Below are 23880 nucleotides of genomic sequence, written 5' to 3'. Positions count from 1 at the left end.
CGGGTTCCCCGCGTCCTTTGGCGCAACGCTGGAGCGCGCTGCGTTAAATCATACGCAAGCCGCGCGCTCTCAGCTTTTGTTGTCGCATCGCTTTAAGCGCAAAACCGGTTCCCACTTTTGCGTACGATGCTCTAGGTTTCCATACCGACGCCCATGCTGCGCGGGGCTTTCCACAAGGCGCCGGGTTTGGGCAGCAGGAAATGGCTGAACGGCAGGATTGCCGCGCCGACCGCGGGGGCATCTTCGGACAGGGCGGCGCGCGCGACCGGGGCGACGGCGGGCAGGCTGGCCGCCATCTCCTGCATCCGCGCGTTGATCCGTTCCGCCAGCCGTTCCACCAACCGCATCGGCAACCGGCCACCCAACAGCACCGCTGCGGGATTGACGAGGCAGTTCACCGCCGCCAATGGCTCGGCCAATTGCTGCGCAGCCAGGCTGATCCAGCGGTCGGCGCAGGCCGCGGCGTCCGTTTCCCCGCCGAAAGCTTCCGCCAAGGTGAAACCCTCCGCCGACAATATGTTGGCCAGGGCGGACAGTGAGACGATATTCTGAAGTTGCGCATCCGGGCCGCCGCCCACGCGATGCGCCTGCATGAAGCCGATCTCGCCGCTGCGACCGTCCGCGCCGCGGACATAATTGCCGTCGATCACCAGCCCGCCGCCCAGGCCCGAGGATAGCAGGATGTAGAAGAAGCTGTTGATCTTCTGCCCCAGCCCCAGCTGCATTTCGCCCATGGCGGCGGCGGCGGCGTCATTTTCGGTGAAGACAGGCGGGCCGTGGGGGCCGGAAAAGAGCGCGGCCATGTCGGCGCCTTCCCATTCGGCATAGGCGGCGGGACGTCCGGGCAGGTCGATCGATCCAAGGTCGTCGGGCACCGCGACACCGATGCCGACCAGCTTGGCAGGGTCGACCTGGGCGCCTTTCAGCATATTTTCGATCGAGCGTTCGTAGAGCGCCTTCACATGACGGGGCAGGGCATAGTCGATTTCCTCGCTCGCCCGCGCCAGCGTCTGCCCGGCGAAGTCGACCAGCACGATGGTGATATGATCGCGGTCGATATTGATGCCGATCGAATAGCAGGCGTCTGGGCGGATCACGAGCTTGGTCGGCGGCTGGCCGCGTCCGCCGCGCCTTTGTCCCGCTTCCTCGATCAGCCCGTCCTGTAGCAGGCGCTTGGTGATGTTGGCGATGGCCGGCGCGGTGAGCCCCGTGATCCCCGCCAGTTCCACCCGCGTCAGAGACCCGCACACCCGGATCGCATGCAACGTGATCCGCTGATTATGGTCCGCCGCGCGCTCCAGATTGGTGCCGGACAGCCGGGGGCGCACGGAATGCAATATCCCGTTCATCGATGCTCCAGCCCATGGCCCGTCCGGGCTGCTTGAATGCGCGTCATGCTGCCGGTCTTTCATGCTGTACGGAACCCGTCAATGGTTGCTGCACCTCCTCCAGCGAGCGGCCGCTTGTTTCAGGGAAGTAGCGGCGGATGAGGATGAACTGGAGGAACATGGCGACAGCGAAAATCGCGAAAGGGACGGCGCGCGACCATTGGCCCACCACCGGAAAGCCGAAGGCGATCAGGGCATTGAGCAGCCAATGGGTTGCGCTGCCGATCGATTGCCCTCGCGCCCGGACGGCGGTCGGGAAGATTTCCGAGAGATAGACCCAGATGACCGCGCCCTGCGACACCGCGAAGAACAGGATGAAGGCCACCAGTGCCGGGAGCAGCAGATATTGCCCTCGGCCGGTCGCGTAGATGGCGGCGACGCCGGCCAGGGCGAGAGCGGTGCCGACCGCGCCGGTCAGCAGCAGCGGCTTGCGTCCGAAGCGGTCGATGACCGCCATGCCTAGCCCAGCGGAACTCAGGAGAAATTCATGGGTAAGGGCGCGGGTGACGCCCGCGATGACTGCCGTGTCGAAACCGAACAGCAGGCCCGCAGCCCCTCCGGCGATGATCGCGCTGGCCCGGAAACCGGCGGCTTCGATCCCGGCATTCATCTCTCCTGCAAGGCTCCCGCTTGACTGCGGATTGAATAACGAAATTTAATGTATTAATTCGGCAGTCGATGCAACCGCCTGGGGCTTTTGCCGTTGCGGTTGCGATGAAGACGAGAAAAACAGGGGGCAGACGCGAGTGGGACAAGCGCGTCCGAACCATTAGAGCCGGGAGGCAATGGATCATGATCGGGCGAACCCTTTCCTTCACCCCCTTGCCCTTCGCTGCCGCGCTGCTGCTGTCCGTTTCGGCATGGCCGCTCGCCGCTGAAACGCCTGTGGACCCCCTGGCCTTCGTCGATCCCATGATCGGCACCGGCCCCGAGGGCCATACATTCCCCGGCGCCTCCGCACCCTTCGGCATGGTGCAGCTTTCGCCCGATACCGATGCGACCTGCCAGATTCGCGACTGCTATGCCCATGCGGCCGGTTACAGCTATCACGATCCGACCATCCAGGGGTTCAGCCATACCCATTTCTCGGGCGCGGGCCATTCCGATCTGGGCGACATCCTGGTGATGCCGCAAACCGGCGCGGTCCTGCTCGATCCGGGCGATCCGAAACAGCCACGCTCCGGCTACCGCCAGCGTTTCTCGCATGACAGCGAGAAGGCGAGCCCCGGCTATTATGCGGTGACGCTGGCCGATAGCGGCATCCGGGCCGAGCTGACCGCCGGCGAGCGGGTGGGCATCCACCGCTACGCCTTTCCCGCGGGGCAGGAGGCGCATCTGCTGATCGACTTGCGCTCCTCGCTTTACGATTATCCGGGCAAGATCCTCTGGTCCGGCCTGCACCTTCATCCCGACGGCACGCTGACCGGCTTTCGCGAGACGCGGGGATGGGCGCCGGGCCGCAAACTGTTCTTCGCCATGCGTTTTTCCGCGCCGCTCAAGGATCATACCTTTCTCGACCGGGATCAGGCGGTTCCCTACAAGGGCTTTCAGGCGCCCGGCCGGGGCAGCGATGCGCTGGCCGAAAAGCTGGGCAAGGCGCTGGAGGCACGGCTCGATTTCGGCAGGCTCGCTGGCCCGTTGGAGGTCCGCGTGGCGCTTTCCGGGGTGGACGAGGCTGGCGCCATTGCCAATCTCGATGCCGAAGGCGCCGGCTTCGACACCGTCCGGAAAAGGACCGAGGACGCTTGGCGTCGGGCGCTCGGACGGCTGGAGATGGACGCGCCGGAGCCGATGCGCAGGAACCTCTACACCGCACTCTACCACACGCTGCTGGCGCCCAGCATCTGGAGCGACGTCGACGGCCGTTATCGTGGGCCGGACGATCAGGTCCGTCAGGCGAAGGATTTCACCTTCCGGTCCACCTTCTCGCTCTGGGACACGTTCCGCGCCGAACATCCCTTGCTGACGCTGGTCCAGCCGGAAAAGACGACATCCGACGTCGTCAATTCGCTGATCGCCAGCCAGCAGCACAGCCCGCATGGCATCCTGCCGGTCTGGCAATTCGCCGGGCGGGAAACCTGGACGATGATCGGCTATCATGCGGTGCCGGTGATTGCCGACGCCTATCTGAAAGGGTTCAGGGGCTTCGACGCGGACAAGGCGCTCGCCGCCATGGTCGCCAGCGCGGACTATGCCCCCTATGGCGGCCTGGGCGACTATATGAAGCTTGGCTATGTGCCGATCGACCGGGAGCCGGAGGCGGCATCGAAGACCGTCGAATATGCCTATGACGACTGGACGATCGCGCGCATGGCGCAGGCCATGGGGCGTGACGATGTGGCGAGGCGTTTCCTCGCGCGGTCGGGCTACTGGCGCAACAGCTTCGACGTGAAGAGCGGCTGGCTGCGGGCGCGCAAGGCCGATGGCAGCTTCCGCACCCCCTTCGACCCCACGGCGATCAATTACGGGTCGGATTATACGGAGGGCAATGCCTGGCAATATAGCTGGTTCGTGCCGCAGGATCAGGCCGCTCTTTTCCGCGTGCTGGGCGGTGATGCGAAGGCGATCGCCAGGCTCGACGCCATGTTCGACTATGACATGTCGAAGCTCGACTATAGCCATGCGGAGGATATTGCCGGGCTGATCGGCCAATATATCCACGGCAACGAACCCAGCCACCATGTGGCCTATCTCTACGCCCATGCGGGCGCGCCCTGGCGGACGCAGGCGCGGCTGAAGCAGATTGTCGAGAGCCAGTACAAGCCGACCCCCGACGGGCTGTCGGGCAATGACGATCTGGGACAGATGTCCGCCTGGCTGGTCTTCACGGCCCTGGGTTTCTATCCTGTCACGCCCGGTTCGAACCAATATGTCATCGGCCGGCCCTTCGTCCGCCGCGCGGTGCTGACCTTGCCCGATGGACGGCATTTCACGGTGGAGGCGGAGAATATGTCCGACGCCAATATCTATGTCGGATCGGTGGAACTGAACGGCCGGCCGCTGGATCGAAGCTGGATCGCCGATGAGGATATCCGCAAGGGCGGCAGTTTGCGCTTCATCATGCAGTCCAGGCCCAATATCGAATGGGGGAAGGGAGCCGGCACGCGGCCTTATTCGCTTTCCACCGCCACGCCGGCCCGCTGACGCCGCTTCGGCGGTGGCGTTTCGGGCAAGGTCCAGAAAGCCGGCAGAACGCCGAGCGCCACCATCGCGATCATCAGGCCGGGCACCAACGGCCATCCGGTCCGATCGATCGACCACTGCGCCAGAAACGGCGTCAGCCCGCCGAACAGCGCCGTCGCGCTCGTCGCCCCGAAGGCAAGGCCGCTGAGGCGCCCTTCGCCCGGAAATTGTTCGGCGGTGGCGACCGCGCCCACGGCGCTGACCGCCCCCCCCAAGGCAGCGAGAAGAAGCGCGCCGGTCAGCGCGCTCCCGAAATCCCCCTGCATCATCAGCAGGAACAGACCCGTCGGCGCGAGCGTGGCCGTCAGGGCCAGCGCGACCAATATGGGCCTTCGCCCGATCCAGTCGGCCAGCAGGCCGGTCAGCGGCGTCACCAATATCACCACGACCGCCGCGATGGTCGACAACCAGAGGGCAGCCCCCTCCCCCATGGCCTTTGTGCCGGTGAGGAAAGTGGGGACATAAGTGATGCCGACATAATAAGTGATCGATCCCAGCGCCGAGATGGCAAAGCCGCGCGCTATGGCGGGGCGGTGGCGGCTCAGGCTGTGATGCAGCGGATGGCGCGGCACGGTTCGTTGCGCTTGTTGCCGTCTGAAATCAGGCGATTCCTCGATCGTCGACCGGGCGAGCAGGATGAGCCCGGCCATGGCTGCGCCCACGAAAAATGGAATGCGCCATCCCCATCGTTCAAGGTCCGGGGCATCGAGCGATACGACGATGGCCGCCGAAAGGCCTGCCGCCAGCAAGGCCCCCACTTCGCTGGCGGCAGCGGCCAGCGACGTCACGAAGCCGCGCCGCTCGGGCCGGGCGCCTTCCAGCAGATAGGCGACGACACCGGTATATTCGCCGCCCACCGAGAAGGCCATCATGCACCGCAGGAGCAGCAGCAGAATGCCGGCCGTCGAGCCGATCTGCGCGAAAGTGGGGAGCAGCGCCGTTGCCAGCATGGCGAAGGACATCAGGCCCATGGACAAGAGCATGGTCGGCCTTCGGCCGTATCGGTCGCCGATATGGCCGAAGGCGATCGCACCCAGCGGACGCATCAGATAGGCGACCGCGAAGCCCGCCAAAATGTCCGTCAATGCGACCGGCGTTCCGCCCAGGAACACGCGGGACAGCAGCGATGCGAGATAGAGATAGAGGGTGAAATCATACCATTCGACGATGGTCGACAGGGCGGCGATAGCGATCGAACGACGGGATATGCGCATTATGGTCGCGTCTGACTGCATGAATGACCTTTTCGCCGCGTCTCACCTTTGGCCACAACGCCGTGGTCGTCAAATCGACGCCATATCTTGATGATTCCGACGAGAGGAAAAGCGAGACCCGTTGGCCTCAAATGGGAAAGCCCCGCAAGGCGCGAAGGCTTGCGGGGCTTATCATGGTGGGCGTGGCAAGGATTGAACTTGCGATCCCTGCGATGTCAAGGCAACGGGGCGTGGTAATTTTTCTGTTTGAAAACAGTTCATTAGAGAATCGGCTGGGTGCAGCTTCCCAGAATTTGCCCAGCTCGTCCAAAGTCGAATTCCCTTCCAATTTAGCAGCGTCTTGCATGACTGTCCTAAACCCTCAGATAGTTGATGTTCGCATCTTTTTCTACCTTGGCCGATAGCTGGAAAATGCTTGCACGGGTTAAGCCCGTTTCTTTCTCATATTATCCCGAAATGCTGCGGTGCGGGCGGTCATCTTGGTCGCATCATAAGCGCCGAGGGGCCATGCTCCATCGCGGCGCATCGGGCGATGCCGATGGAGGGCTTTCACGAACATGCCGGCGAGGACTTGGGCGAGTTTCTCCAGACTGCATTCCGGGATCGCGCGCCTGTGCGACATCGGAATCTTTGTCACCGGCAGGAAAAAATGGCTGCTCAGCGATACTGTCGCCGGCGCTAATGGCAGGCCATGCTTGCCGAACAATTCACGCCCGTACCATCTTTTCGAGTTTCGCCAGGAAGAAGCGCTCACTCCATAGTTCGAGCGACTTTGCCTCCGTTGGACGTAGAAAGCGTCTGACATCTTCAGCGGCGGCCTGCCAGTCTATAGCGCCTATCGTGTTTCGCAGCGTGCCCTTCAGCCACGCCACGTCGATCTTGAGGTCTTCCTGCCCCGCCCATGGGCCAGAGGTGGCTGGGGTAGTCTGAACAGGGATCGGCATTCGATAAGTGGATCATCTGCCGGTTTCATCATCGAACTGCCGATATGGGGCGTCATGCAGGGAGGGCGAAGCCCGACCGGAGTGACGCCCCATATCGGCAGCAAAATTCATGCTGCCATCGCAATAGGCAGGTTGTCAAAATATGCCTGGTCCGGGGTCCGGGCGCCAAGGCTCGAATGCGGCCTCCTTGCGTTGTAAAAGTTCAGATAACGACCGATCGATATCCGGGCTTCGCTAACCGCGGCGTAGGCGCGCAGGTAAACTTCCTCATATTTCACCGAGCGCCACAGGCGCTCGACCACCACATTGTCGCGCCATGCGCCTCGGCCGTCCATGCTGATGGCGATTTCCTCCCGGTGCAGCACGCTGGTGAAGGCGTGGCTCGTGAATTGACTGCCTTGATCCGTATTGAAAATCTCGGGCTTGCCGTAGCGCGCCAGGGCTTCCTCCAGCGCCTCGACGCAGAAGTCGGCCTCCATCGTGATCGACACACGCCAGGCCAGGACCTTGCGGCTGAACCAATCCACGATGGCCACGAGATAGACGAACCCCCTCGCCATCGGGATGTAGCTGATGTCAGTCGCCCAGACCTGGTTGGGCCGCACAATCGGTACTTTGCGCAGCAAATAGGGGTAAATCTTGTGCCCTGGCGTTGGCTTCGATGTGTTCGGGCGACGGTAAATCGCCTCGATCGCCATCTTCTTCATCAGCGTGGCCACATGCTGGCGGCCGATCTCGATCCCTTCCTGCCGCAGCAGATCGCGCAGCATCCGGCTACCCGCGAACGGAAATTCCAGGTGCAGTTCGTCGATGCGCCGCATGATCGTCAGATCAGCCACCGAAACCGGCCTGGGCAGGTAATAAACGCTGCCCCGGCTGATCCCCAGTTCCCGCACCTGCCGCGATAGCGGCAAACTGTGCGAACGATCGATCATCGCTTTGCGCTCGGCAACAGACCGGCCTTCCCGAGCGCGCCGGCCAAAAAATCATTCGCCAGCGTCAACTCACCGATCTTGGCATGCAGTGTCTTCACGTCAACCGGCGGCTCGCCCGTTTCCGATGCCTTGTCCGAACCAAACACACCGGCCGCGCCCTCCAGCAACTGGCTACGCCACGTCGTGATCTGGTTCGGATGCACGTCAAACTGCTGCGCCAACTCGGCTAGCGTCTTCTCGCCCTTCACGGCAGCCAGTGCCACCTTCGCCTTGAAAGCCGGACTGTGATTCCGGCGGGGTCGTTTGCTCATCTCTGCTCCTGTCTCGCAGCCATCCTGGCCACCGTCAGGCAGAAAATCCACTTATCTCAATGTTCAGTTTTGCCAGGCCACCTCTGCCTGCCTGGATCAGCGCAGCCTGAAGATGCATCAGATTGGGATCTGTCGATGGAAACGACACATGTCTGTGTCGTCGATACTGATGGACGCAAGATCGGAACGCAATGCGTTGACAGCACGCCGGAGGCGATCGCCGTGGCACTGGAGCAATACGGGCCGATCGAGCGCGCGGTGATCGAGACCGGGCGGATGACACCATCAATCGCCCTGGGCCTTCGCGAGTTGGGCGTTGCAATCGTCTGCATCGACGCGCGCCAGGCACATCAAAGCCTGAAAGCGATGAAGGCGAACAAGACAGATCCGCATGATGCGGCCGGGTTGGCCGAATTGGCGCGGACCGGCTTTTACAAGGAGGTGCATGTCAAATCGTCGGCGGCGCATGGTGTCCGCGCCGTGATCACTACGCGGGGGCACCTGGTCGAAGCGCGCGTTCGGCTGGACAACACCATCCGCGGTCTCTGCGCTACCTTCGGGATCAGGCTGGGCATAGGCCAAGGCGAGCGGTTCCTAGCGCGAATACAGGTAGCAGCGTCAGTTCCCGGTCTTGGTGAAGCGGTTGCATCGCTGGTCCGCGCCCGCGAGGGCCTTGTCGCCGAAATCGGACAGATGGATCGCCAACTGAAGGCGATCTGCGCCGCAGCGCCAGTCTGCCAAGCCCTGATGAGCATCCCCGGCGTGGGCGTGCAGACCTCAGCCGCGTTCGCCGCAGCCGTCGATGACGCAAGCCGGTTCAAGCGATCACGGACGGCCGGTGCCTACTTCGGGCTAGTTCCCCGACGGCACCAATCGGGCAAACTCGACTGGACGGGCCGGATCACCAAACAGGGGGACGGTACCGTTCGCAAGCTGCTCTATGAAGCGGCCAACTCGATCCTGACACGCACCAAGCAGAGCTTCGCGCTGAAAAGCTGGGCGCTCAAGATCGCGAAACGGCGCGGCCTCAGAAAAGCCAGGGTCGCTCTCGCCCGCCGCTTGGCTGTTATCTATCATGCATGCCATGTTACGCGATGGTACTTTGTTCGAGGCGTGAGATGCGAAAGAACCAGTTCGCCAGCGGTGATGCTCTCTAGCTGACCCGAAGGCGGTGTCCCGCGAGGGAACGCAGGGACGGACGATCTGCGAAGGTGATCAGATGGGCTACCAAGCCCGCTTCGAGTCAATGCAACGTCCGGCCTTGTGAGACCCGATACAGCACCACTGCCTCGGTCGGCGAGTGCGGACAGATCTTTGAGACCTCAAGGGACAACCGCCGAGCAACTGCAAATTACAGATCCTGAGCATAGCTTGGGCTAGCAGCAAAACACCGCCATCCGAAGTCAACCGCCCACCATCGAACGTGCCCGCCACCTTCTTGCGCCACACTGCTGGAAACGAAATCACCGCTGCGCTATCGTGGCTCTCGGCGGGTGTGGCCTGTGGCATTTTTTGCCTCGTTGCAGGTTGGTCTAGACAGCCAATTTCCTACAGCAAGACAATGGCTTATGCCACTCCCGCCAACCCTTTACACCGACCCTCGTGAATAAAACGGGCTAGCTGCCCGGCGATCTGGCTGCGTCTGTCATCAAGGGTCTCATGAGGCCTCGATATGCCGCTCGAGACATATCAGAAGAAGGGCCGTGTCCAGTTGAAGTCTGCTGCCTTTGCCGAACTCCATATATGTACGGGAGAAAGGGGGCTCTGCAGCGTGGGTCGCCGCATAGTTTCTTTGCTCACGCTGGAAAAGTCGCTATTGAGCCTCGCGGAACGCCGCCGGCAGAGGGAGGAAATCGGACCAATGCTGCAAAAACGCATATCGGCAATTGCCTTGTGGGATGATAAATTGAAAAATAAGCGTTTTTTGTCGAATGGCTTGAAGAAATTCAAGAATATCGGCATTTCATTCCACTTGATAGTTTCGCTGCCTGTCGCATTGTCGGCATTGTACTACTATGTTCTTGCATCCGATGTATATGTCGCAGAATCGAGCTTTGTTATCCGTAATTCGGATACGCCAAAGATCAATGGTCTGGGATTGATATTAAACACAGGAGTTACGTCCAGTAACGACGAGAATGCTTATGCTGCGCGGGCCTATATGATTTCCCGCTCCGCCCTCAGCTATCTCGACGAGAAAGATTATATCAAGAAGGCGTATACTCGGCCGCAAATTTCGATTTTTGATCGATTCAATTCTTCCGGGTTGAACGGTACATTTGAAGATCTTTATCGTTACTTCGTCGATATGGTTCAGATTGAACATGACCGTTCGACGGCGATCACGACTGTCCGTGTCCGCGCTTTCACCCCTTCGGACGCTCAGAACATCAATCTGAAGCTCATGGAGCAGGCTGAGAAAGTTGTTAATCAATTGAACGAGCGGGCACGTGCCGACATGATTGGCTTGTCGAGGAAGGAAGCCGAGGCAGCGCAGGGACGATTGCAGCAGACGTCTATTGCGCTTGCAGCCTATCGCAATAGGCAAGGCGTCATTGACCCTGAGCGACAAGCCTCTGCGAGCATCGAACTGATCACAAAGCTGCAAGGTGAATTAGTGGCGGCTCGTACGCAATTGTCCGAATTGCGGTCTATAGCGCCTAATAATCCGCAGGTGAAAGAGATAGAGTACCGCATTGCGGCGTTGAATCAGGGGCTAGCCGAAGAACAGGGCAAACTGACCGGCAACCGCAATTCAATGGCGACGCGGGGCATTGAATATCAGCGTCTGCAACTTGCCAATACATTGGCGGAAAAGGAATATGCTGTTGCCTTGAATGCGCTGCAGGAAGCGCGCAACGCCGCAGACAAGAAGCAATCCTACATCGAAACCCTCTATCGGCCCAACCTGCCCGATGAGGCCGCAGAGCCGCGTAAGTTGCGGGGAATGGCTGCTGTGCTGCTGTTTTCCCTCGTTCTTTGGGCGCTGGCCCGGATGCTTGTTGCCGGCATTCGCGAACATCAGGACTGACCGTGCAGCACGCCGCAACCTTTCAAAGCTTCTTCCGCTCACTCCGCATCCAGTGGAGGGTAATCCATGCCCTTCTCATGCGGGAAGTGCTGACCCGCTATGGCCGGCACAATATCGGCTTCCTTTGGCTGTTCGTCGAGCCGATGATTTTCACTATCGGCGTGACGGCGATTTGGACCTTCATGAAGGCGCTTCACGGTGTAGAAATCCCTATCGAGGCATTTGCCTTGACTGGCTATTCAAGTCTGCTGGTGTGGCGCAACATGCCGGCGCGTTGTATGTTTGCGATCACGATCAACGAAGCGTTGATGCATCACAACAATGTGCGCCCGATCGATATCTATCTTTCCCGCATTTTGCTTGAGGCAATCGGGACGACCATGTCCTTCATAGTGCTGGGCCTGTTATTCATATCCATAGGCTGGATGGAACCGCCAGAGAACCTCCTTAAGGTCATAGCGGGTTGGGCATTTCTCATCTGGTTCGGCGCCTCGCTCGCAATGCTGCTCGGCACTCTCTCCGAAAAGCACGACATGGTCGAAAAGTTCTGGCACCCAGCGGCATATCTCATGTTTCCTTTCGGAGGAGCCGCGTTCCTCGTGGACGCAATGCCTGTAGCGGTGCAGCCTTATATTCTGTTGCTGCCGCAAGTAAGTGGAACGGAGCTGTTGCGGGATGGCTTTTTCGGATCAAAGGTCCATGCTCATTATGATCTGATCTATGTGATCGCAGTGAACATGCTGTTCATGCTGGTGGCACTGATCCACATGCGCAAAATACAGAAATAATCTATTCTCTGCAGGGGCTTGCCCCTGCAGAGGGAGCATTTTCTCCGGCCATGCGGAGCATCGCTGCTATCAAAGATGTCTGGATACGGCGTCGACATATTCTTTGTAATGGGCGTATGGCACGACAGTGCCCTGCGGGCAGCTATTGTATATCTGGAACGATTTCGTAACGAATTCAACGAGATCGACAGGCCTGTAACTATCTCCCTTGAAGATGTAGCTGCCTTCGACCCCTAGCGCCTCGCCTATCTCAGGATATATGGCAAAGCATTCTGCGAGTTGCAGATTGTCATGAGGGATAATACCGCCTGCAATCGGTGTTCTACCCTGCATGTGCACCAATTCCTTGGCAACATCGTGAAGAACGTGGATGTGAGGATGGTTCGAACTGTGCATGAATGCCCGGTTCCTGCCCCAGCGCCGTAATGAGTCGGCAATGTCTATTCCCGAAGCAGCCATTTCGGCGATCAGCCGTTCGCGTTCCGGCACCCATAGCGACATGTAACCGCAGCGCTCGTAAAAGCTGCCATTGAAATAGTGCAAAGTATCAGAAACGCCCATTCCTTTGGAGAAGCACCCATAGACAATCGCTGAATGATAGTCTCCTTGCGGACCCCGAAGGACCTTTCCGTCACATTCAAGATAGACGAGATCCGGATGGTAAGGTCGGAAAAAGACGGCGGGGACGGCAACTCGATCAGCAATCTTGTCAATTTCACCGCGTGGCAGAAGGTGAGCGACGCCTGGATTGAGGAATAATTTGCTGTAATTGCCCATTTCCTTGCCGAAGCGCTTCGGCTCTGAATTGAACAGGGCGATATCAAGCCCGGTAACCATTACGTCACTAACCAAAGATTGGATGCAGTTGCCGAGACCAACGGCTTGGCAGGCGGAGATAACTAACCACTTTTCCATAACCGGCATTAGTTCCGTATCCTGTCCAATATCTCTTCATCACAAATGATGTTAGACATAGAGCTATTTGTAATCATCTCTCGCGGCAGATCGGCAGGTTCTGAGTCGACGCCTTCAATGTAGTGTTTCATGAAGCACCGCATCACATGAGACACTCCGCGCATATTTACCTCGCGGTAATCCGCCTCATAATAGAGGCCACCCGAAGAACTTCCGGTGATGATCTCGAAAGACGGAAAATAGTCCACCCAGTCGAACCGCTTCAACGCTTTTTCTGCAGCCACGCGCAATACCGATTTGCTGTAAACCGTGGAAACGAGGACGGAACGCGGTTCATAGGTCGCGATAAGCGGCACGGGTGAAACCGTTAGCAATACCTTGGCGTTTGGGTTGATCGCGTGAAACTTACCGAGGAATTCTTCTAGCGCACCATAGGTTTGCTCGAGGTCCAGATTGATGAACTCGTACTTGTCGGTATCCCAACCGCCTCCCACGACGCCTGGCGCAGCCGAGAAAACCGAGCCGTCCGCCTTGGATCGCCAAGCCTCTGTCAGGCCGAGTGTAAAAACGAAGATGTCTGTGTCTTCGAATAGGCGACGAACCGCATTGAGGTGGTTTCGCCGGTCAGCCCTTACGGCCTCTTCACTGTCGAAGCCGTTGGGCTGAACCTGTTGTCGATAAGGATCGACAAAGCGGCCATCGGGACGGACCCAAGCCGTTTCGGCCGGTGTCCGCGTCCCGAATGCTTCATCGAACAACTGAAGCAGTTGCACAGTGGTGTATACATTGCCGTATCGGGCAGAGAAGGTGCCGTAATTATTGTGTGCTCGCTCGCGTTCACTTAACATTTCGCCCTTCTCGGTCACGAAATAATTGAAACCAGCAGCGGAAATGCGTCTTGAGATATGTTGAGCGAAGCAACTGCCGGCAGTGCCCACGCGCGCGTTCTGGGAAATCCGGAAACGCGGATTGGTGACCGGGTCGACCCGGAAACTTTCGACGGCGGAAATGGATCGACGCCAGAATTGATGCCCCGGCAAGCCCTTATAGGGATTGCTCACGCTCTGCATATCTGTTGCTTCGCTCGCGTTAACCTTGATGCTGAAGACGAACAAGCCAAGATCTCGGCGATCCTCACCCATGCCGTGGTTAACTGGCCTTGCCGGATTATCTATTTCGAAGCGAATCTCTAACGGCCGCTTGGCAGAGGTTCGATCAAGCGAGAGTGGGATATCTAGTCGAACTTGTTCGAGATGTCGTTCAAAAGCAAAATCGGCTAGTTTTGCGCCATTTACATTGATTGCTACGGATTGTGTGCCTGCATCGGTGGGAACGAAGGGTGAAGCCTCAATCTCGATTGCTAACACCTGTGGCCAGTCGGATTCATTAAGGAGTACAACCCGAGCGGTACTTCCATCGCTCCATCGTCCTTTACTTTCAGTCCCAGAGAACCCCTCCAGCCTCATTGCTTGGTCGGTCCGTGAAAAATCAAAGACTCTGGAAAAGGGTTGGGCTGTCATCAAAACCTCTTCTCTGGCGCCACCAGTGACGAAAATTGCAATATCATCCTACCGGTAGTTCCAGGCCTTGGGCAAGTAACATCGACCCGATGCGGTCGCCACTTACAATGCCTCGCTTCCCATGATGACCAAAGTGAAATGCCTCCGGTCAGGCATCTGGGGGCTGCGTTCAGGTATATGTGTGTACGGCAGATCCGTACCGCAGAACTAAGAAACGCTGATCCGTAAGATTAAGGTCTTCAAGGATATGGAGGCCATAACGATAAATGCCCACCTCAGCGGCGTATTTGCCTTCGAGTAGAAGCGTATTCATATAGTCATTCACGTTTTTACCTAGTCCTGCCTCGTAAAATCCCTGACCCATCGCTATGAAGTCCAGAAACGCCTCAGGGACGATTATGCGGGCACCGATTGGCAGGGTGGATATTACGTCAGTCAGGGCTTTCAGTTCATCTTTGCCGCCGCTGGGCAGGCATGTCAGGCAAAGGCTGGCGTAGCTTGAGAGATCAAGGCCTGGCTCAAGCACATTCAGAGGCTCGCCAATGGCGCGCATGGACAGATACATGGAACCGTTCGGATCCAGTTTTTTATCGCCAGAGCGCTGCATTTCCCGGTGAACGATGGAGAGTATCTCACGGTCGCCCATTAAGGGGTTTGTAAGGGAGATGCCTTTTCCGTTGCTATCAAGAATAACAGCCACGTGGCCGCCGCTCGCTCGCTTCTTAGGGTACCAAGCGTCATTTTCCCGCCGGATGGCGAGGCGCTCCACCGCCTTGCTGCGACGCGCGACGTAATTATGCATCTGTTCCGCGACGATCCGGCAATAATCTGCACTATAGCGCGGCATTCTGTAAAATGAGACGTTCGCGCGAGCCGCTTGCTGCTTTTTCCTCAAAAATTCTGGATTGCGCGTGATGTTTCGCAGAACATCAGCCACTGCATCGTCTTCGGTGCCATCGACGGCGAATGGAACCCGAATGACACTGTCTTCATGCAGGTCGACAAAGGATCCAATCTTATTCACCAGAAGTGGTACGCCAACTGCTAGGGCCTGGCAGGCGATGCCACTGCTTTCACCGGCCGTAGGATAGCGGAAGTTGACGACTACATCGCTGATCGCAATGAATGTTTCCAATTCCACTTCGGGTACATAACGGTCAACCAGCAGCACCCAGCCGCGGCGCTCAAGTTCGGCAATGCTTTTGGCGCACTGCTTGCGGACCTCGGCATCCCATTTCCCGACAAGCAACAATTTCACATCAGCGTCGGGTTCCAGTCGACAAAATCCCTCCAGCAGTTCGGGAAGGCGCTTATGAAACGCCTGAAAGCCCATTACGCCGAAGGTGATCGTCTCTTCAGTTATGTCGAGTTCGGCGCGGTGCTGAGCGAGATCCGTGCGGTCAACCAGTGGCGTTAGCGGATGAAGGAAGTTTGGGACGAGCGGGACACTATGCACCGGGACATCAGGGAATTTTCGGCGGAAATTTTCCGCTTGATACGGTGAATGTGTAATGATCCCCGAGGCATATTGGAGAATAGCCCGATTGAAATAAGCAGAATGCACGCCGGTCGCGGCAAGGCGCGGTTTATTCCAGTCAAGAGAATTTTTAAGCATGATCGCATTGGATATGCCAATTTCCTCTTCGATGAAGGTGTGTTTCAGTCCCGTCGCCTGGCAGAATAACCAGAATAGACTGATATCATGCATAAGAACTGCCCCTGGGTGACGGAGGAAGCACTCTGCAATCCAGCCAAAATGATCGTTATTAGCCAGCTGATATAAGATGAAATCATCATCAGCGCGATCATATTGGAAATAAATGTGTATATCCTGAAGGGTCGGCGATCGTCCCTTGGGGAAAAAATCAATTTCCTCTTCTGCCAGAGGAAACATTTTGTCGGAGAGAATGACAATGTCGTAACTCTCGCACAATGCTCGAGACATGAGGAGCGTATGATTACGGCACCAAAGATTGTCCGGCTGCATCACCGAAACGATATGAATCTTCTGCATGATAGCTCTCTTATCAGGAACTCGTTCAGCGTCTCTGCTTGCGCTCATCGAGAGAAGCCATCAAATCGACGATTTCGCGTTCGAGTGAAGTAAGCCGTTTAATCTGCTGATTGAGCAGATCAGCCAGAAGCATCCGGTTCGCTGGCAACTTTGGGCGCAAATTCATCACTTATGGCCTTCGTTATCAATGAGCTCGGCCATTTGCCTTCGAGCAATCCAAAGATCATGCTCTAGAGAAGCTAATCTCTTGTCCAGCGTCTCAATGAAGCCAATCAGCTCTCTGTCTTCAAGAGTCAGGCCGCCGGACTGATCCTCTGAGTCTTCGATCACGCTTGCCCCGCTATTTGAATTGCCTTGCGATTCCGTGCCGGCTTTTTTCAGCCCATGGACCAATTTCGTCAGCTTTCTCATGAGCCTCCTGTAACATTGATCATCGATGTGGTCACCATCCCTAATAGTCCGGCCGGACCGTGCTAAAAGGAAGGCCCAGTGATTTTTGCCTGAAATAGCTGACATGTCGAGATTCGTGCACCGCAGGCGCAACTATCTGATACAGGTATCCCGTTTAATCAGGCCGAAGCGGCAAATAGTGCACGGCCCTTCTCGCTGCTCATGATCTCCTGGTACAGATTACCACCGTGGAAATGGAGAAAAGCGACCCCTGCAGCGTCGGCTGCAGCCGCGTCGCTGGACTGATCACCGACGAAAAGGCAGTGCGAGAGATTCAGGTCATGCTGTCGCGCAGCGCGCAGAAGCATGGCCGGTTCTGGCTTGCGGTCGAACGGGGCCTTGATTCGATATGATTCTGCTACCGCGTCAGGATGGTAGGGGCAGAGGTACACAGCATCGACAAATGCGCCAAATGCGTGAAGTTCTTCCTGCATCCAGGCATGTAGGGAAACCGCGTCGCATTCACGGTATTTGCCACGTCCGATCCCTGCCTGATTGGTTATGACGACTACGGCGCGCCCCGCATCGTTGGCGGCCCGAATGGCCTCCCTTGCACCATCGATCCATTGCCAATCGTCGCGCTTGTGCAAGTAGTTGATGTCTTGGTTCAATACTCCATCGCGATCCAGAAAGAGGGCGTCGCGACGACGAAAGGGTAGCTCAATCCGACCGCGTTGAAGAGTTTCAGGAAGGCCGATGTCGATGAAATATCCCTCGACACGAACTGAACCCAATGTGCCTCCCTTTACAAGGCGCGGGAAAAGATCGGTTTCGATAGATGCAGGATATTTCGAGATCATTGACAGCGCCCGATGACGGATCGCGTAAACGCCCGCATTGATGACGCCCTGCTGTCCAATCCTGCTCTCGTCCTTCTCTCTGAATTCGGTTACGAGGCCGTCACCGTTTGCCTCCACAGAACCGTACCGACCGACATCATCGACAGTCCGCAGAGCAATTGCTGCGTCCAAATGCGGCGAACCTTCGAGCTTTGCGGCAAGCGCTCGAAAGTTGATGTCGAAGAAGGTATCGCCGTTTGTCACCAGGAAGGCCCCGGCAAGTCGGTCACTAATAAATGTCAGAGCACCGGCTGTCCCGCGCGCCTCGGGTTCGACGAACACGGAGATATTGGCGCCCTTGCAGCAGGCATGATGGTAGCGTGCGGCAATTTGGTCCCCGAAATGGCCCGCGACAATCAAAATGTCGACGAATCCCTGTCGCGCCGCATTTTCTATGATGTAGTCAAGAAATACCCTTTGTTCGGTAATTTGCATCATGGGTTTCGGGGTGGTCCGGGCATGTTCTCCAAGGCGCGTGCCTTTGCCGCCCGCCAGGATGACGAGTTGTCGAATGGAAGGCATCAGGATGTGGCCTCCGAAATCATGGAGTTTGTTGCAATGTCCAATTCTGGCGCGGAAAGTGGCGCAAATCCACTATTCTCACTCAATATGGCACGAAAAGCATCATTGAACTGTTCCACCCCATGCTTTGAAACAAAATCATGAATGCATTCCGGCGGAACACGCACATTTTTCCGCAATAGGTCAGCCAAAGCCGTGGAGTTCCCATCAAAATATACGACTGCGTCACCATAGGCTGTAAACGCGCCGATGGGGGATGTAATCACGGTCTTTTCCATTTTAAGCAAAGTGGGGACGACACCGCTACTTTCACCGAGGTTATGCTTCCGAAGCTGAATCGCGATGTCGCATTCAACCATGTCGCGCTGGAAATCGGCTTCGTTGGATTGATGACGCACGTCTATCCATGAAGGTGGTTCGTTGCCGAAGTGACGTTCTAAATATATCTTGCTGCCATAACCAGACAGAATGAGGCGCACATTCCTGCCTTCATTAGTCAATAGATGGCAAGCCTCTATTATAACGTCGGTCAATTTATTGAGGCTTGGACAGCCATATGATCCGATAACCAGTTCGCCGTTATTTTCGGATTTTCTTAGTTCAGGATCAACGCCTTTTTCTAGTTCGAAAACCGGATGGTATAGTACCCCCACATGCGAGGCCTGATCCCCGCAATTTGAGAGGATCATTTCTTTCGCAGCTAAGCTGTTGACGATGAAGCTGCGTACACCGAACATATGGGAAATAATTCGCGGTCCGAATATCCCGGCATCGATAAAATCATCGAACACATGTTTATTGCCGCCGCGGATGTCTCTAAGTTTCCTATCGTGCAGTTGGGCAAGTTGCGCCGCAAATGCTTGTTCAGTCAGCCCGAGAGCGTGACGCGTGACGTTAAAACATGCAGGATCGTGAAGATAGCAGTGCACACCTTGTGATCCGAAGCTCTCAATAAAATTTTTGAGAGATTTCAGCAACACTATGTTGTGATCGGAATTGCCAATGACAAAAACGATATTGCGATAGGGACGCCGCAGATGATTAAAGGGAAGGCTTTCGAGCGAGAGGAGGTTAGCATCTGAATTCTTGCCGCATATGGTACGCATCGCATGAACGATCTTAGAATGATCGGTGATGTGCGTGTAGATGTCTAAGTCTTTTGGCCAAACCGACAAGTGACTTTCGGAAAAGCGGGCAATGCCTGTTTCATCTGGCGGCAGACATGTGATAACTGCGAGTTCCGCTCGGCTGTGAGGATTGGCACATTCTTGAATGAAGCGTTCGAGCTGCAGTGCGGCTATAGCTCCGCGCAATTCGTCGATATCCCTGCGGATTTCCCGATCACGGTGCCCCATCAAAGTGTAGCGAGCTTCCTTTCCAAAGGATCGAATTGCACGCCACTTACGCCAAATATTGAACTTCATCGGCATAACTGAATCCATATCATCATGCGCGCCGCCATAATCATTCGAGCAAAAGTATCCTATGATAGCAATGATATGCTTCATCTACGTCTACGAAGCTGGTAATCTTTCCATTTTCTAGGACGTAGACGCGGGTGCAGTGTTCGCGAATAAAGCCGGGATCATGTGACACAATGATCATTGCTTTATGCTGGCGCTTTTCAAAAAGTTCAGTGCGAGATTTTTCTTGGAAACGGGCGTCGCCTACAGCTACGACTTCATCGATTAAGAAGCAGTCGAAATCCACGGCCATGGAAATGCCGAATGCGAGACGGGACAGCATGCCTGAAGAATAATTCTGCAGCGGCTCATACAGATAGGCACCAAGTTCCGCAAAATTGTCGACGATCTCGATCTTGTCCTTGGTGCTGACGCCATAAACTCGGCAGATGAAGCGGATATTATCAACGCCCGTCAGACCTGTCTGGAATGCTCCGCCGAACGCAAGCGGCCAGGACACCGACATGCTTCGGTGGACCTTTCCTTGCGTCGGCCGTTCTGCACCGCTGATGATCCGGATCATCGTTGACTTTCCGGCGCCGTTCCTGCCCAGAATGCCGATTTTTTCCGATCTGTCGATGGATAGGTTAATGTCGTCCAGCACGGTCTTGGGACCGCGACGGGTGTCGTAAAGCTTAGTAACCGATTCCAGCGTGATCATGCTGTTACGTCTACCTCAGCCGCTTCAGGCGGTAACGTCCGCAGGTGTAAGGTAGTGATCATGGGACAACCGTGGAGACTGTCACTACTGGTAGAACTGACGATGCGATCACATTGACGAATTTCTGGAAATCGGCAAGCGGTGCATTGGAGACATACAGGATGTCCTGATTGCGTACTGGAAAGCTTTGCGCGGCAAAAAATAGTACGGGATCCCGAAGATCGATGCGATAGATGACCGGTATTTTTTCTCCGCCGACTTCGATGCCCAGCGCTGCTGGCGACTCCATTCTAAATATGAAGACGCCGGATACATTCGCTCGCATGTCCTGCAATCCGGAAACGCGACCGAGTGCCTGAGACAAGGTGATGCCGGTCGCTTCGAAGGGAATCTCTTCATTACGGCCAGTAGCGCCCAGAGCGGTAAAGCTGTATGGCTGATAGAGCGCGGTCACCAGATCGTCGGGCTGAAGGCGGATATTTTCCGGTGGATTAGCAACGACGCGCTCTAGCGGCATGGAAACCGTGCGGCTGTCACGCGTCACTTGCACAGTCATTTTGCCGACGGGTTGCCGGGTTCCACCTACGCTAGCCAGTACGTCAAGCAGGCGCTCTCCTTTGGGTGTCAGGGGTACACGTGAACTGTTGTTCACTTCGCCCATTACGGTCACGGTTCGGGAGGCGCTGGTGATGACCTTCACCAACGCTTGCGGGGCGTGGGCCTTCCCCGTCAAGCCTCTCTCTATCACTTGGCCCAACTGGGTGGGCGTGCGACCGGCAGCCTGAACAAGTCCCACAAACGGTATGGAAATCTTGCCTTCGGGATCGACCATCTGTTCGGTCAATTGCGAACGCGGACTCGCTGTTGCCCCAGAGCCCAAATTGACAATGCCGCCGCCGAACAGCACTGCCGGGGGCGCTTCCCAGAGTTCCACGCTCACAATGTCGCCTCGGCCGATAAGCGATCCGACAGGCGTGCCATCACCTAGGGTTTCAGAAAAGCTCGCCTGAACCGTGCTGGCTGCAACTCTTTTTGCTACGGTAGCATCAAGGTCAATGACGCGAATGGGACTTTCGCCGACCATGCGGTCTGCACTGCGGTTGATGGCGTCGGACCGCGGGCCGCCCGCTGGAACAAAGGAGCATCCCGACAGCAAGACAGGCATCGCACAGGCAAGGAGTGCCCATTTTCCAGCGGAAAACCTAAGAACTCGGCGGCTAGCAGCAGGCTTGACATAGATAGGCAAGGATAACCGTCCAGTAGTTGGGTTGTAGCGCGGGCATAACCGCTGCCACAGCGCAAGGCAATGGAAACGACGGCGGCGTGTCACTCTGGTCGCCGCGCGGCGCTCCCGTATTCCGGATCACCGCTCGGTCGTTGCTAGGAAGTCGCTTGGATCAGCGAGTCAGAAAGTCCCCTTCACGTGCCACCCGCTCCCGCCAATATTCGAGCAAGTCACCCATCGTCTGTTCAAAGGAAATTTCGGGTTTCCAACCGGTATGGTCCTGGAACTTCTTGATGTTGGGAACCTGAAGATCGGCGTCGATCGGGCGGAGTCGTTCCGGATCGGTTTCCACGCTTATGTTCTTGACATTCGAAAAGGACAACAAAGTGTCGAGCATTTCACGCACGGAAGCGACGTGATCGCCGCCGATATTGTAATAGGCGCCCGGAGTTGGCTCGACCGTAACGAGCATATAATAGGCGCGCACCGCATCCCGCACGTCTGCCCAGGTGCGCAGAGAGTCGAGATTGCCAGTCTTCACAACCGGCGGGATCAGATTGTTTTCGATAAGAGCGATCTGCTTTGCGAAGGTGCTCTCGGCGAACACGTCGCCGCGGCGCGGGCCGGTGTGGGTGAACATGCGCGTGGTCATGACCTTCATCCCATAGGCCTCGCCATAATAGCGGCCGATGAGGTCCGTTCCCACCTTGGAGATCGCATATGGCGATGCGGGGTGGAAGGTGCATTCCTCGTCAATGGGCAGCTTTTCCTTCGGCACGCGACCGAAGACTTCCGAAGATGCGCAGACGTGGATCACGGCCTCAGGGGCGTGGCGCCGCAGGGCTGCGAGCAAGCGTTCGGTCCCTTCGATATTGGTGTCGAAGGTTTCGATCGGCGCGTCGAAGCTGGTCTTGGGATAGCTCTGCGCCGCGAGATGGAAGACGTAGTCGGGTTTGCTGTCGCGCACCACCTGATCGAGCGACAGGGAGTCCCGGAGATCGCCATAGAGGAGATGCATCCGGTCCTTCGCATTAATGCGCGGGATATGATGATGGATGTTGGTCAGCGGGCTGCGCCACCGGCACAGGCCATGGATTTCCCAGTCCGTATTTGCCAACAGGTAATCCGCAAGGTGAGATCCCACCATTCCGGTGATGCCCGTAATGAGCGCCTTAGATGCCATCAATGATCTCCGATGTTAAAATCTATTTGGATTGCTTGATCGATCGACCGCAAGGGTCGTCCGAGAAGAGATTCAAGCCGGGTGGAAACGAGCTGGATTTCCCGAGGCCGGTCCTTGAAGAAATCAGGGCCGGGAGAAATCTCGCGAATGTCCAGCTGCCGGGCAACCAGCCGCTTGATAGCTCGTGCGATGTCCAGCCGGGAAACCGAGCGGCTCCCGCCGAAATTGACCACATTGGCTGTGGCCTCCCAACGGTCATGCAGTGCGAGAAGACCATCTACTACATCGCCGAGGTGAATTACGTTGCGCGCAAACGGGTGGAATATTTCGGCCGTGATGCCATTCGCGGCGCAATCGAGCAGATAGCGCGTGAACTTGTCCTGTCGTGAAAAAACATAGGAAAGCCGCGCGACCTTGAAGCCCGGGTCGCTTTGAAAGCGGCGTTCCACCTCTAGTTTCATTTCCGCATAGGCGCCGACCGGCCTGCACGGCGTGTCTTCAGTGACTGGAAAAGGAGCTTCACCATAGACAGCATCGGAGGAAAGAAAGATGACATGCGCGCCTCGCGCAAGCGCTCGTTCTATGAAATGCGTAGTGCCGGTGACATTGATGGCATAGGCGTTGTCGTAGTTATTGGAACAGTGATCCGGGCTGGAGATCGCAGCGGTCAAAACAATCGTCCAATCTTTCGAAACTGCTTGATAGTCGAATTTCTCCGGGTGAGCCAGGTCCAGGGGCAATAGACCGTTCCCGCCCAAGGAGGACGTTCCCGCAATCGTAAGTCCGCGCCGGCTCGCCTCGGCGATGATAGCGGCGCCGACATATCCTTTTGCGCCGACAACAAGGAGTGAACCGTTCACACCCATCGAGGATACTCCCAACTCGTCGCGGCCTCGACAATCAGGCGGCAGGTTTCGGTTCGCCCAAGAGACTGTTCGTTGATCAGATGCGCAACCTGGCTGCGACGCGTAGGATCGATCAAAAACATAGCGAAGCCACCGCCGCCAGCACCCGACAATTTGCCTGCCAACGCGCCGTTCGACAGAGCGATATCAAAAAGTCTCTCAACCTCTGGCGAAGAAACGGCGGCGGAAGTTTGCTTCTTTGCCTCCCAACCGCGCGCCAGAATTCGGCCAACTTCCGGCATATTGCCGAACAGCAGGGCCTCCTTCATCAGTGTAGCTTCGAGTTTGAGTTGATGCATGGCCTCAAGCGATTTTCCACCGCTGCTGATGGATTTTGCCTGTGCGTCTATGATGTTGGCCGATTGGCGCGATCGGCCGGTAAATACTAG

Annotated in this window: 22 protein-coding genes and 2 pseudogenes; 5 read left to right on the top strand and 19 right to left on the bottom strand. The window is 57.0% G+C overall.

Features of this window, described 5'->3' with window-relative positions; genetic code table 11:
• Positions 1–131: 131 nt before the first annotated feature.
• Positions 132–1349: an ROK family transcriptional regulator gene (locus tag YP76_RS05820; RefSeq protein ID WP_046762690.1), complete on the bottom strand. Its 1218-nt coding sequence runs from the start codon at positions 1347–1349 to the stop codon at positions 132–134.
• 43 nt (positions 1350–1392) lie between these two features.
• The gene (locus tag YP76_RS05815; protein WP_052757322.1) at positions 1393–1998 is read right to left on the bottom strand and encodes an MFS transporter; all 606 of its coding nucleotides are present in this window, start codon (positions 1996–1998) and stop codon (positions 1393–1395) included.
• A 182-nt stretch (positions 1999–2180) separates the two neighbouring features.
• On the opposite strand from YP76_RS05815, the gene YP76_RS05810 reads away from it, so the two are divergent.
• Positions 2181–4532: a GH92 family glycosyl hydrolase gene (locus tag YP76_RS05810; RefSeq protein WP_046762689.1), complete on the top strand. Its 2352-nt coding sequence runs from the start codon at positions 2181–2183 to the stop codon at positions 4530–4532.
• Here the strand turns inward: YP76_RS05810 and YP76_RS05805 are convergent.
• The gene (locus YP76_RS05805) at positions 4499–5785 is read right to left on the bottom strand and encodes an MFS transporter (RefSeq protein ID WP_157035680.1); all 1287 of its coding nucleotides are present in this window, start codon (positions 5783–5785) and stop codon (positions 4499–4501) included. The genes YP76_RS05810 and YP76_RS05805 overlap by 34 nt on opposite strands.
• A gap of 23 nt (positions 5786–5808) precedes the next feature.
• Here YP76_RS05805 and YP76_RS05800 point away from each other — a divergent pair, with 23 nt between their 5' ends.
• Complete coding sequence (locus YP76_RS05800) at positions 5809–6189, top strand: hypothetical protein (RefSeq protein WP_046762687.1); 381 nt, start codon at positions 5809–5811, stop codon at positions 6187–6189.
• Between the two features lie 20 nt (positions 6190–6209).
• On the opposite strand, the gene YP76_RS05795 is transcribed toward YP76_RS05800, so the two are convergent.
• The 3 genes from YP76_RS05795 to YP76_RS05785 all read right to left on the bottom strand — a co-directional run bounded on the left by YP76_RS05795 (position 6210) and on the right by YP76_RS05785 (position 7975).
• Positions 6210–6491: a hypothetical protein gene (locus tag YP76_RS05795; RefSeq protein WP_046762686.1), complete on the bottom strand. Its 282-nt coding sequence runs from the start codon at positions 6489–6491 to the stop codon at positions 6210–6212.
• 1 nt (position 6492) lies between these two features.
• Positions 6493–6729 (bottom strand): hypothetical protein, encoded by a 237-nt coding sequence (locus YP76_RS05790; protein ID WP_046762685.1) that lies wholly within the window; start codon positions 6727–6729, stop codon positions 6493–6495.
• A 107-nt stretch (positions 6730–6836) separates the two neighbouring features.
• A protein-coding gene (locus YP76_RS05785; RefSeq protein ID WP_157035679.1) for an IS3 family transposase occupies positions 6837–7975 on the bottom strand; the annotation gives its coding sequence in 2 pieces (ribosomal slippage) (positions 6837–7708 and positions 7708–7975; 1140 coding nt in all).
• A gap of 135 nt (positions 7976–8110) precedes the next feature.
• Between YP76_RS05785 and YP76_RS05775 the strand changes: the two genes are divergently transcribed.
• Positions 8111–9136: an IS110 family RNA-guided transposase gene (locus YP76_RS05775; RefSeq protein WP_408640427.1), complete on the top strand. Its 1026-nt coding sequence runs from the start codon at positions 8111–8113 to the stop codon at positions 9134–9136.
• A 195-nt stretch (positions 9137–9331) separates the two neighbouring features.
• Here the strand turns inward: YP76_RS05775 and YP76_RS27620 are convergent.
• Positions 9332–9484, bottom strand: a pseudogene (locus YP76_RS27620) (IS1380 family transposase); the annotation flags it as partial.
• Positions 9485–9647: 163 nt separating this feature from the next.
• Between YP76_RS27620 and YP76_RS05770 the strand changes: the two are divergent.
• Both YP76_RS05770 and YP76_RS05765 read left to right on the top strand, forming a co-directional pair.
• On the top strand, positions 9648–11006 hold the full coding sequence (locus YP76_RS05770) for a hypothetical protein (protein ID WP_052757321.1): 1359 nt from the start codon (positions 9648–9650) through the stop codon (positions 11004–11006).
• Between the two features lie 2 nt (positions 11007–11008).
• On the top strand, positions 11009–11794 hold the full coding sequence (locus YP76_RS05765; RefSeq protein WP_046762682.1) for an ABC transporter permease: 786 nt from the start codon (positions 11009–11011) through the stop codon (positions 11792–11794).
• A 69-nt stretch (positions 11795–11863) separates the two neighbouring features.
• Here the strand turns inward: YP76_RS05765 and YP76_RS27615 are convergent, their stop codons facing one another.
• The 12 genes and pseudogenes from YP76_RS27615 to YP76_RS05710 form a co-directional block, all read right to left on the bottom strand.
• Positions 11864–12718 carry a WcbI family polysaccharide biosynthesis putative acetyltransferase gene (locus YP76_RS27615; RefSeq protein ID WP_157035678.1) on the bottom strand — a complete coding sequence of 285 codons (855 nt, stop codon included), beginning with the start codon at positions 12716–12718 and terminating at the stop codon, positions 11864–11866.
• Positions 12718–14229 carry a GSCFA domain-containing protein gene (locus YP76_RS05755; protein ID WP_232307465.1) on the bottom strand — a complete coding sequence of 504 codons (1512 nt, stop codon included), beginning with the start codon at positions 14227–14229 and terminating at the stop codon, positions 12718–12720. The genes YP76_RS27615 and YP76_RS05755 overlap by 1 nt, the downstream gene beginning before the upstream one ends.
• A gap of 169 nt (positions 14230–14398) precedes the next feature.
• Positions 14399–16243 carry a glycosyltransferase family 4 protein gene (locus YP76_RS05750; RefSeq protein WP_046762680.1) on the bottom strand — a complete coding sequence of 615 codons (1845 nt, stop codon included), beginning with the start codon at positions 16241–16243 and terminating at the stop codon, positions 14399–14401.
• Positions 16244–16268: 25 nt separating this feature from the next.
• Entirely contained in the window at positions 16269–16412 is a 144-nt protein-coding gene (locus YP76_RS28580; RefSeq protein WP_232307464.1) for a hypothetical protein, read from the bottom strand.
• On the bottom strand, positions 16409–16654 hold the full coding sequence (locus tag YP76_RS05745; RefSeq protein WP_046762679.1) for a hypothetical protein: 246 nt from the start codon (positions 16652–16654) through the stop codon (positions 16409–16411). The genes YP76_RS28580 and YP76_RS05745 overlap by 4 nt, the downstream gene beginning before the upstream one ends.
• Before the next feature lie 158 nt (positions 16655–16812).
• A complete protein-coding gene (locus YP76_RS05740) occupies positions 16813–18054 on the bottom strand; it encodes an HAD-IIIA family hydrolase (RefSeq protein WP_046762678.1) in 1242 nt (413 codons plus the stop codon).
• Entirely contained in the window at positions 18054–19562 is a 1509-nt protein-coding gene (locus tag YP76_RS27610) for a glycosyltransferase family protein (RefSeq protein WP_157035677.1), read from the bottom strand. The genes YP76_RS05740 and YP76_RS27610 overlap by 1 nt, the downstream gene beginning before the upstream one ends.
• Positions 19519–20178 (bottom strand): ABC transporter ATP-binding protein, encoded by a 660-nt coding sequence (locus YP76_RS05730; protein WP_046762676.1) that lies wholly within the window; start codon positions 20176–20178, stop codon positions 19519–19521. The genes YP76_RS27610 and YP76_RS05730 overlap by 44 nt, the downstream gene beginning before the upstream one ends.
• Positions 20179–20236: 58 nt before the next feature.
• Positions 20237–21343, bottom strand: coding sequence for a polysaccharide biosynthesis/export family protein (locus tag YP76_RS05725; protein ID WP_046762675.1), 1107 nt, complete (start codon positions 21341–21343; stop codon positions 20237–20239).
• 232 nt (positions 21344–21575) lie between these two features.
• Positions 21576–22586: a GDP-mannose 4,6-dehydratase gene (locus tag YP76_RS05720; protein ID WP_046762674.1), complete on the bottom strand. Its 1011-nt coding sequence runs from the start codon at positions 22584–22586 to the stop codon at positions 21576–21578.
• Positions 22586–23452 (bottom strand): NAD-dependent epimerase/dehydratase family protein, encoded by an 867-nt coding sequence (locus tag YP76_RS05715; protein ID WP_046762673.1) that lies wholly within the window; start codon positions 23450–23452, stop codon positions 22586–22588. The genes YP76_RS05720 and YP76_RS05715 overlap by 1 nt, the downstream gene beginning before the upstream one ends.
• A pseudogene (locus YP76_RS05710) lies at positions 23443–23880 on the bottom strand (dehydrogenase); the annotation flags it as partial. The gene YP76_RS05715 and the pseudogene YP76_RS05710, both read right to left, overlap by 10 nt.

It is taken from the genome of Sphingobium chungbukense (assembly GCF_001005725.1).
Lineage (GTDB): Bacteria > Pseudomonadota > Alphaproteobacteria > Sphingomonadales > Sphingomonadaceae > Sphingobium > Sphingobium chungbukense.
This window is presented reverse-complemented; position numbering and strand designations above follow the sequence as displayed.

Coding starts and splice junctions, on each gene's coding strand:
- YP76_RS05775 (WP_408640427.1), top strand. CDS start 8,111: ATGGAAACGACACATGTCTGTGTCGTCGATACTGATGGACGCAAGATC.
- YP76_RS05715 (WP_046762673.1), bottom strand. CDS start 23,452: ATGGGTGTGAACGGTTCACTCCTTGTTGTCGGCGCAAAAGGATATGTC.
- YP76_RS05750 (WP_046762680.1), bottom strand. CDS start 16,243: ATGCAGAAGATTCATATCGTTTCGGTGATGCAGCCGGACAATCTTTGG.
- YP76_RS05810 (WP_046762689.1), top strand. CDS start 2,181: ATGATCGGGCGAACCCTTTCCTTCACCCCCTTGCCCTTCGCTGCCGCG.
- YP76_RS05720 (WP_046762674.1), bottom strand. CDS start 22,586: ATGGCATCTAAGGCGCTCATTACGGGCATCACCGGAATGGTGGGATCT.
- YP76_RS05805 (WP_157035680.1), bottom strand. CDS start 5,785: ATGCGCATATCCCGTCGTTCGATCGCTATCGCCGCCCTGTCGACCATC.
- YP76_RS05790 (WP_046762685.1), bottom strand. CDS start 6,729: ATGCCGATCCCTGTTCAGACTACCCCAGCCACCTCTGGCCCATGGGCG.
- YP76_RS05745 (WP_046762679.1), bottom strand. CDS start 16,654: ATGAGAAAGCTGACGAAATTGGTCCATGGGCTGAAAAAAGCCGGCACG.
- YP76_RS27610 (WP_157035677.1), bottom strand. CDS start 19,562: ATGAAGCATATCATTGCTATCATAGGATACTTTTGCTCGAATGATTAT.
- YP76_RS27615 (WP_157035678.1), bottom strand. CDS start 12,718: ATGCCGGTTATGGAAAAGTGGTTAGTTATCTCCGCCTGCCAAGCCGTT.
- YP76_RS05800 (WP_046762687.1), top strand. CDS start 5,809: ATGACCTTTTCGCCGCGTCTCACCTTTGGCCACAACGCCGTGGTCGTC.
- YP76_RS05740 (WP_046762678.1), bottom strand. CDS start 18,054: ATGCCTTCCATTCGACAACTCGTCATCCTGGCGGGCGGCAAAGGCACG.
- YP76_RS05755 (WP_232307465.1), bottom strand. CDS start 14,229: ATGACAGCCCAACCCTTTTCCAGAGTCTTTGATTTTTCACGGACCGAC.
- YP76_RS05815 (WP_052757322.1), bottom strand. CDS start 1,998: ATGAATGCCGGGATCGAAGCCGCCGGTTTCCGGGCCAGCGCGATCATC.
- YP76_RS05770 (WP_052757321.1), top strand. CDS start 9,648: ATGCCGCTCGAGACATATCAGAAGAAGGGCCGTGTCCAGTTGAAGTCT.
- YP76_RS05725 (WP_046762675.1), bottom strand. CDS start 21,343: ATGCCTGTCTTGCTGTCGGGATGCTCCTTTGTTCCAGCGGGCGGCCCG.
- YP76_RS05820 (WP_046762690.1), bottom strand. CDS start 1,349: ATGAACGGGATATTGCATTCCGTGCGCCCCCGGCTGTCCGGCACCAAT.
- YP76_RS05730 (WP_046762676.1), bottom strand. CDS start 20,178: ATGATCACGCTGGAATCGGTTACTAAGCTTTACGACACCCGTCGCGGT.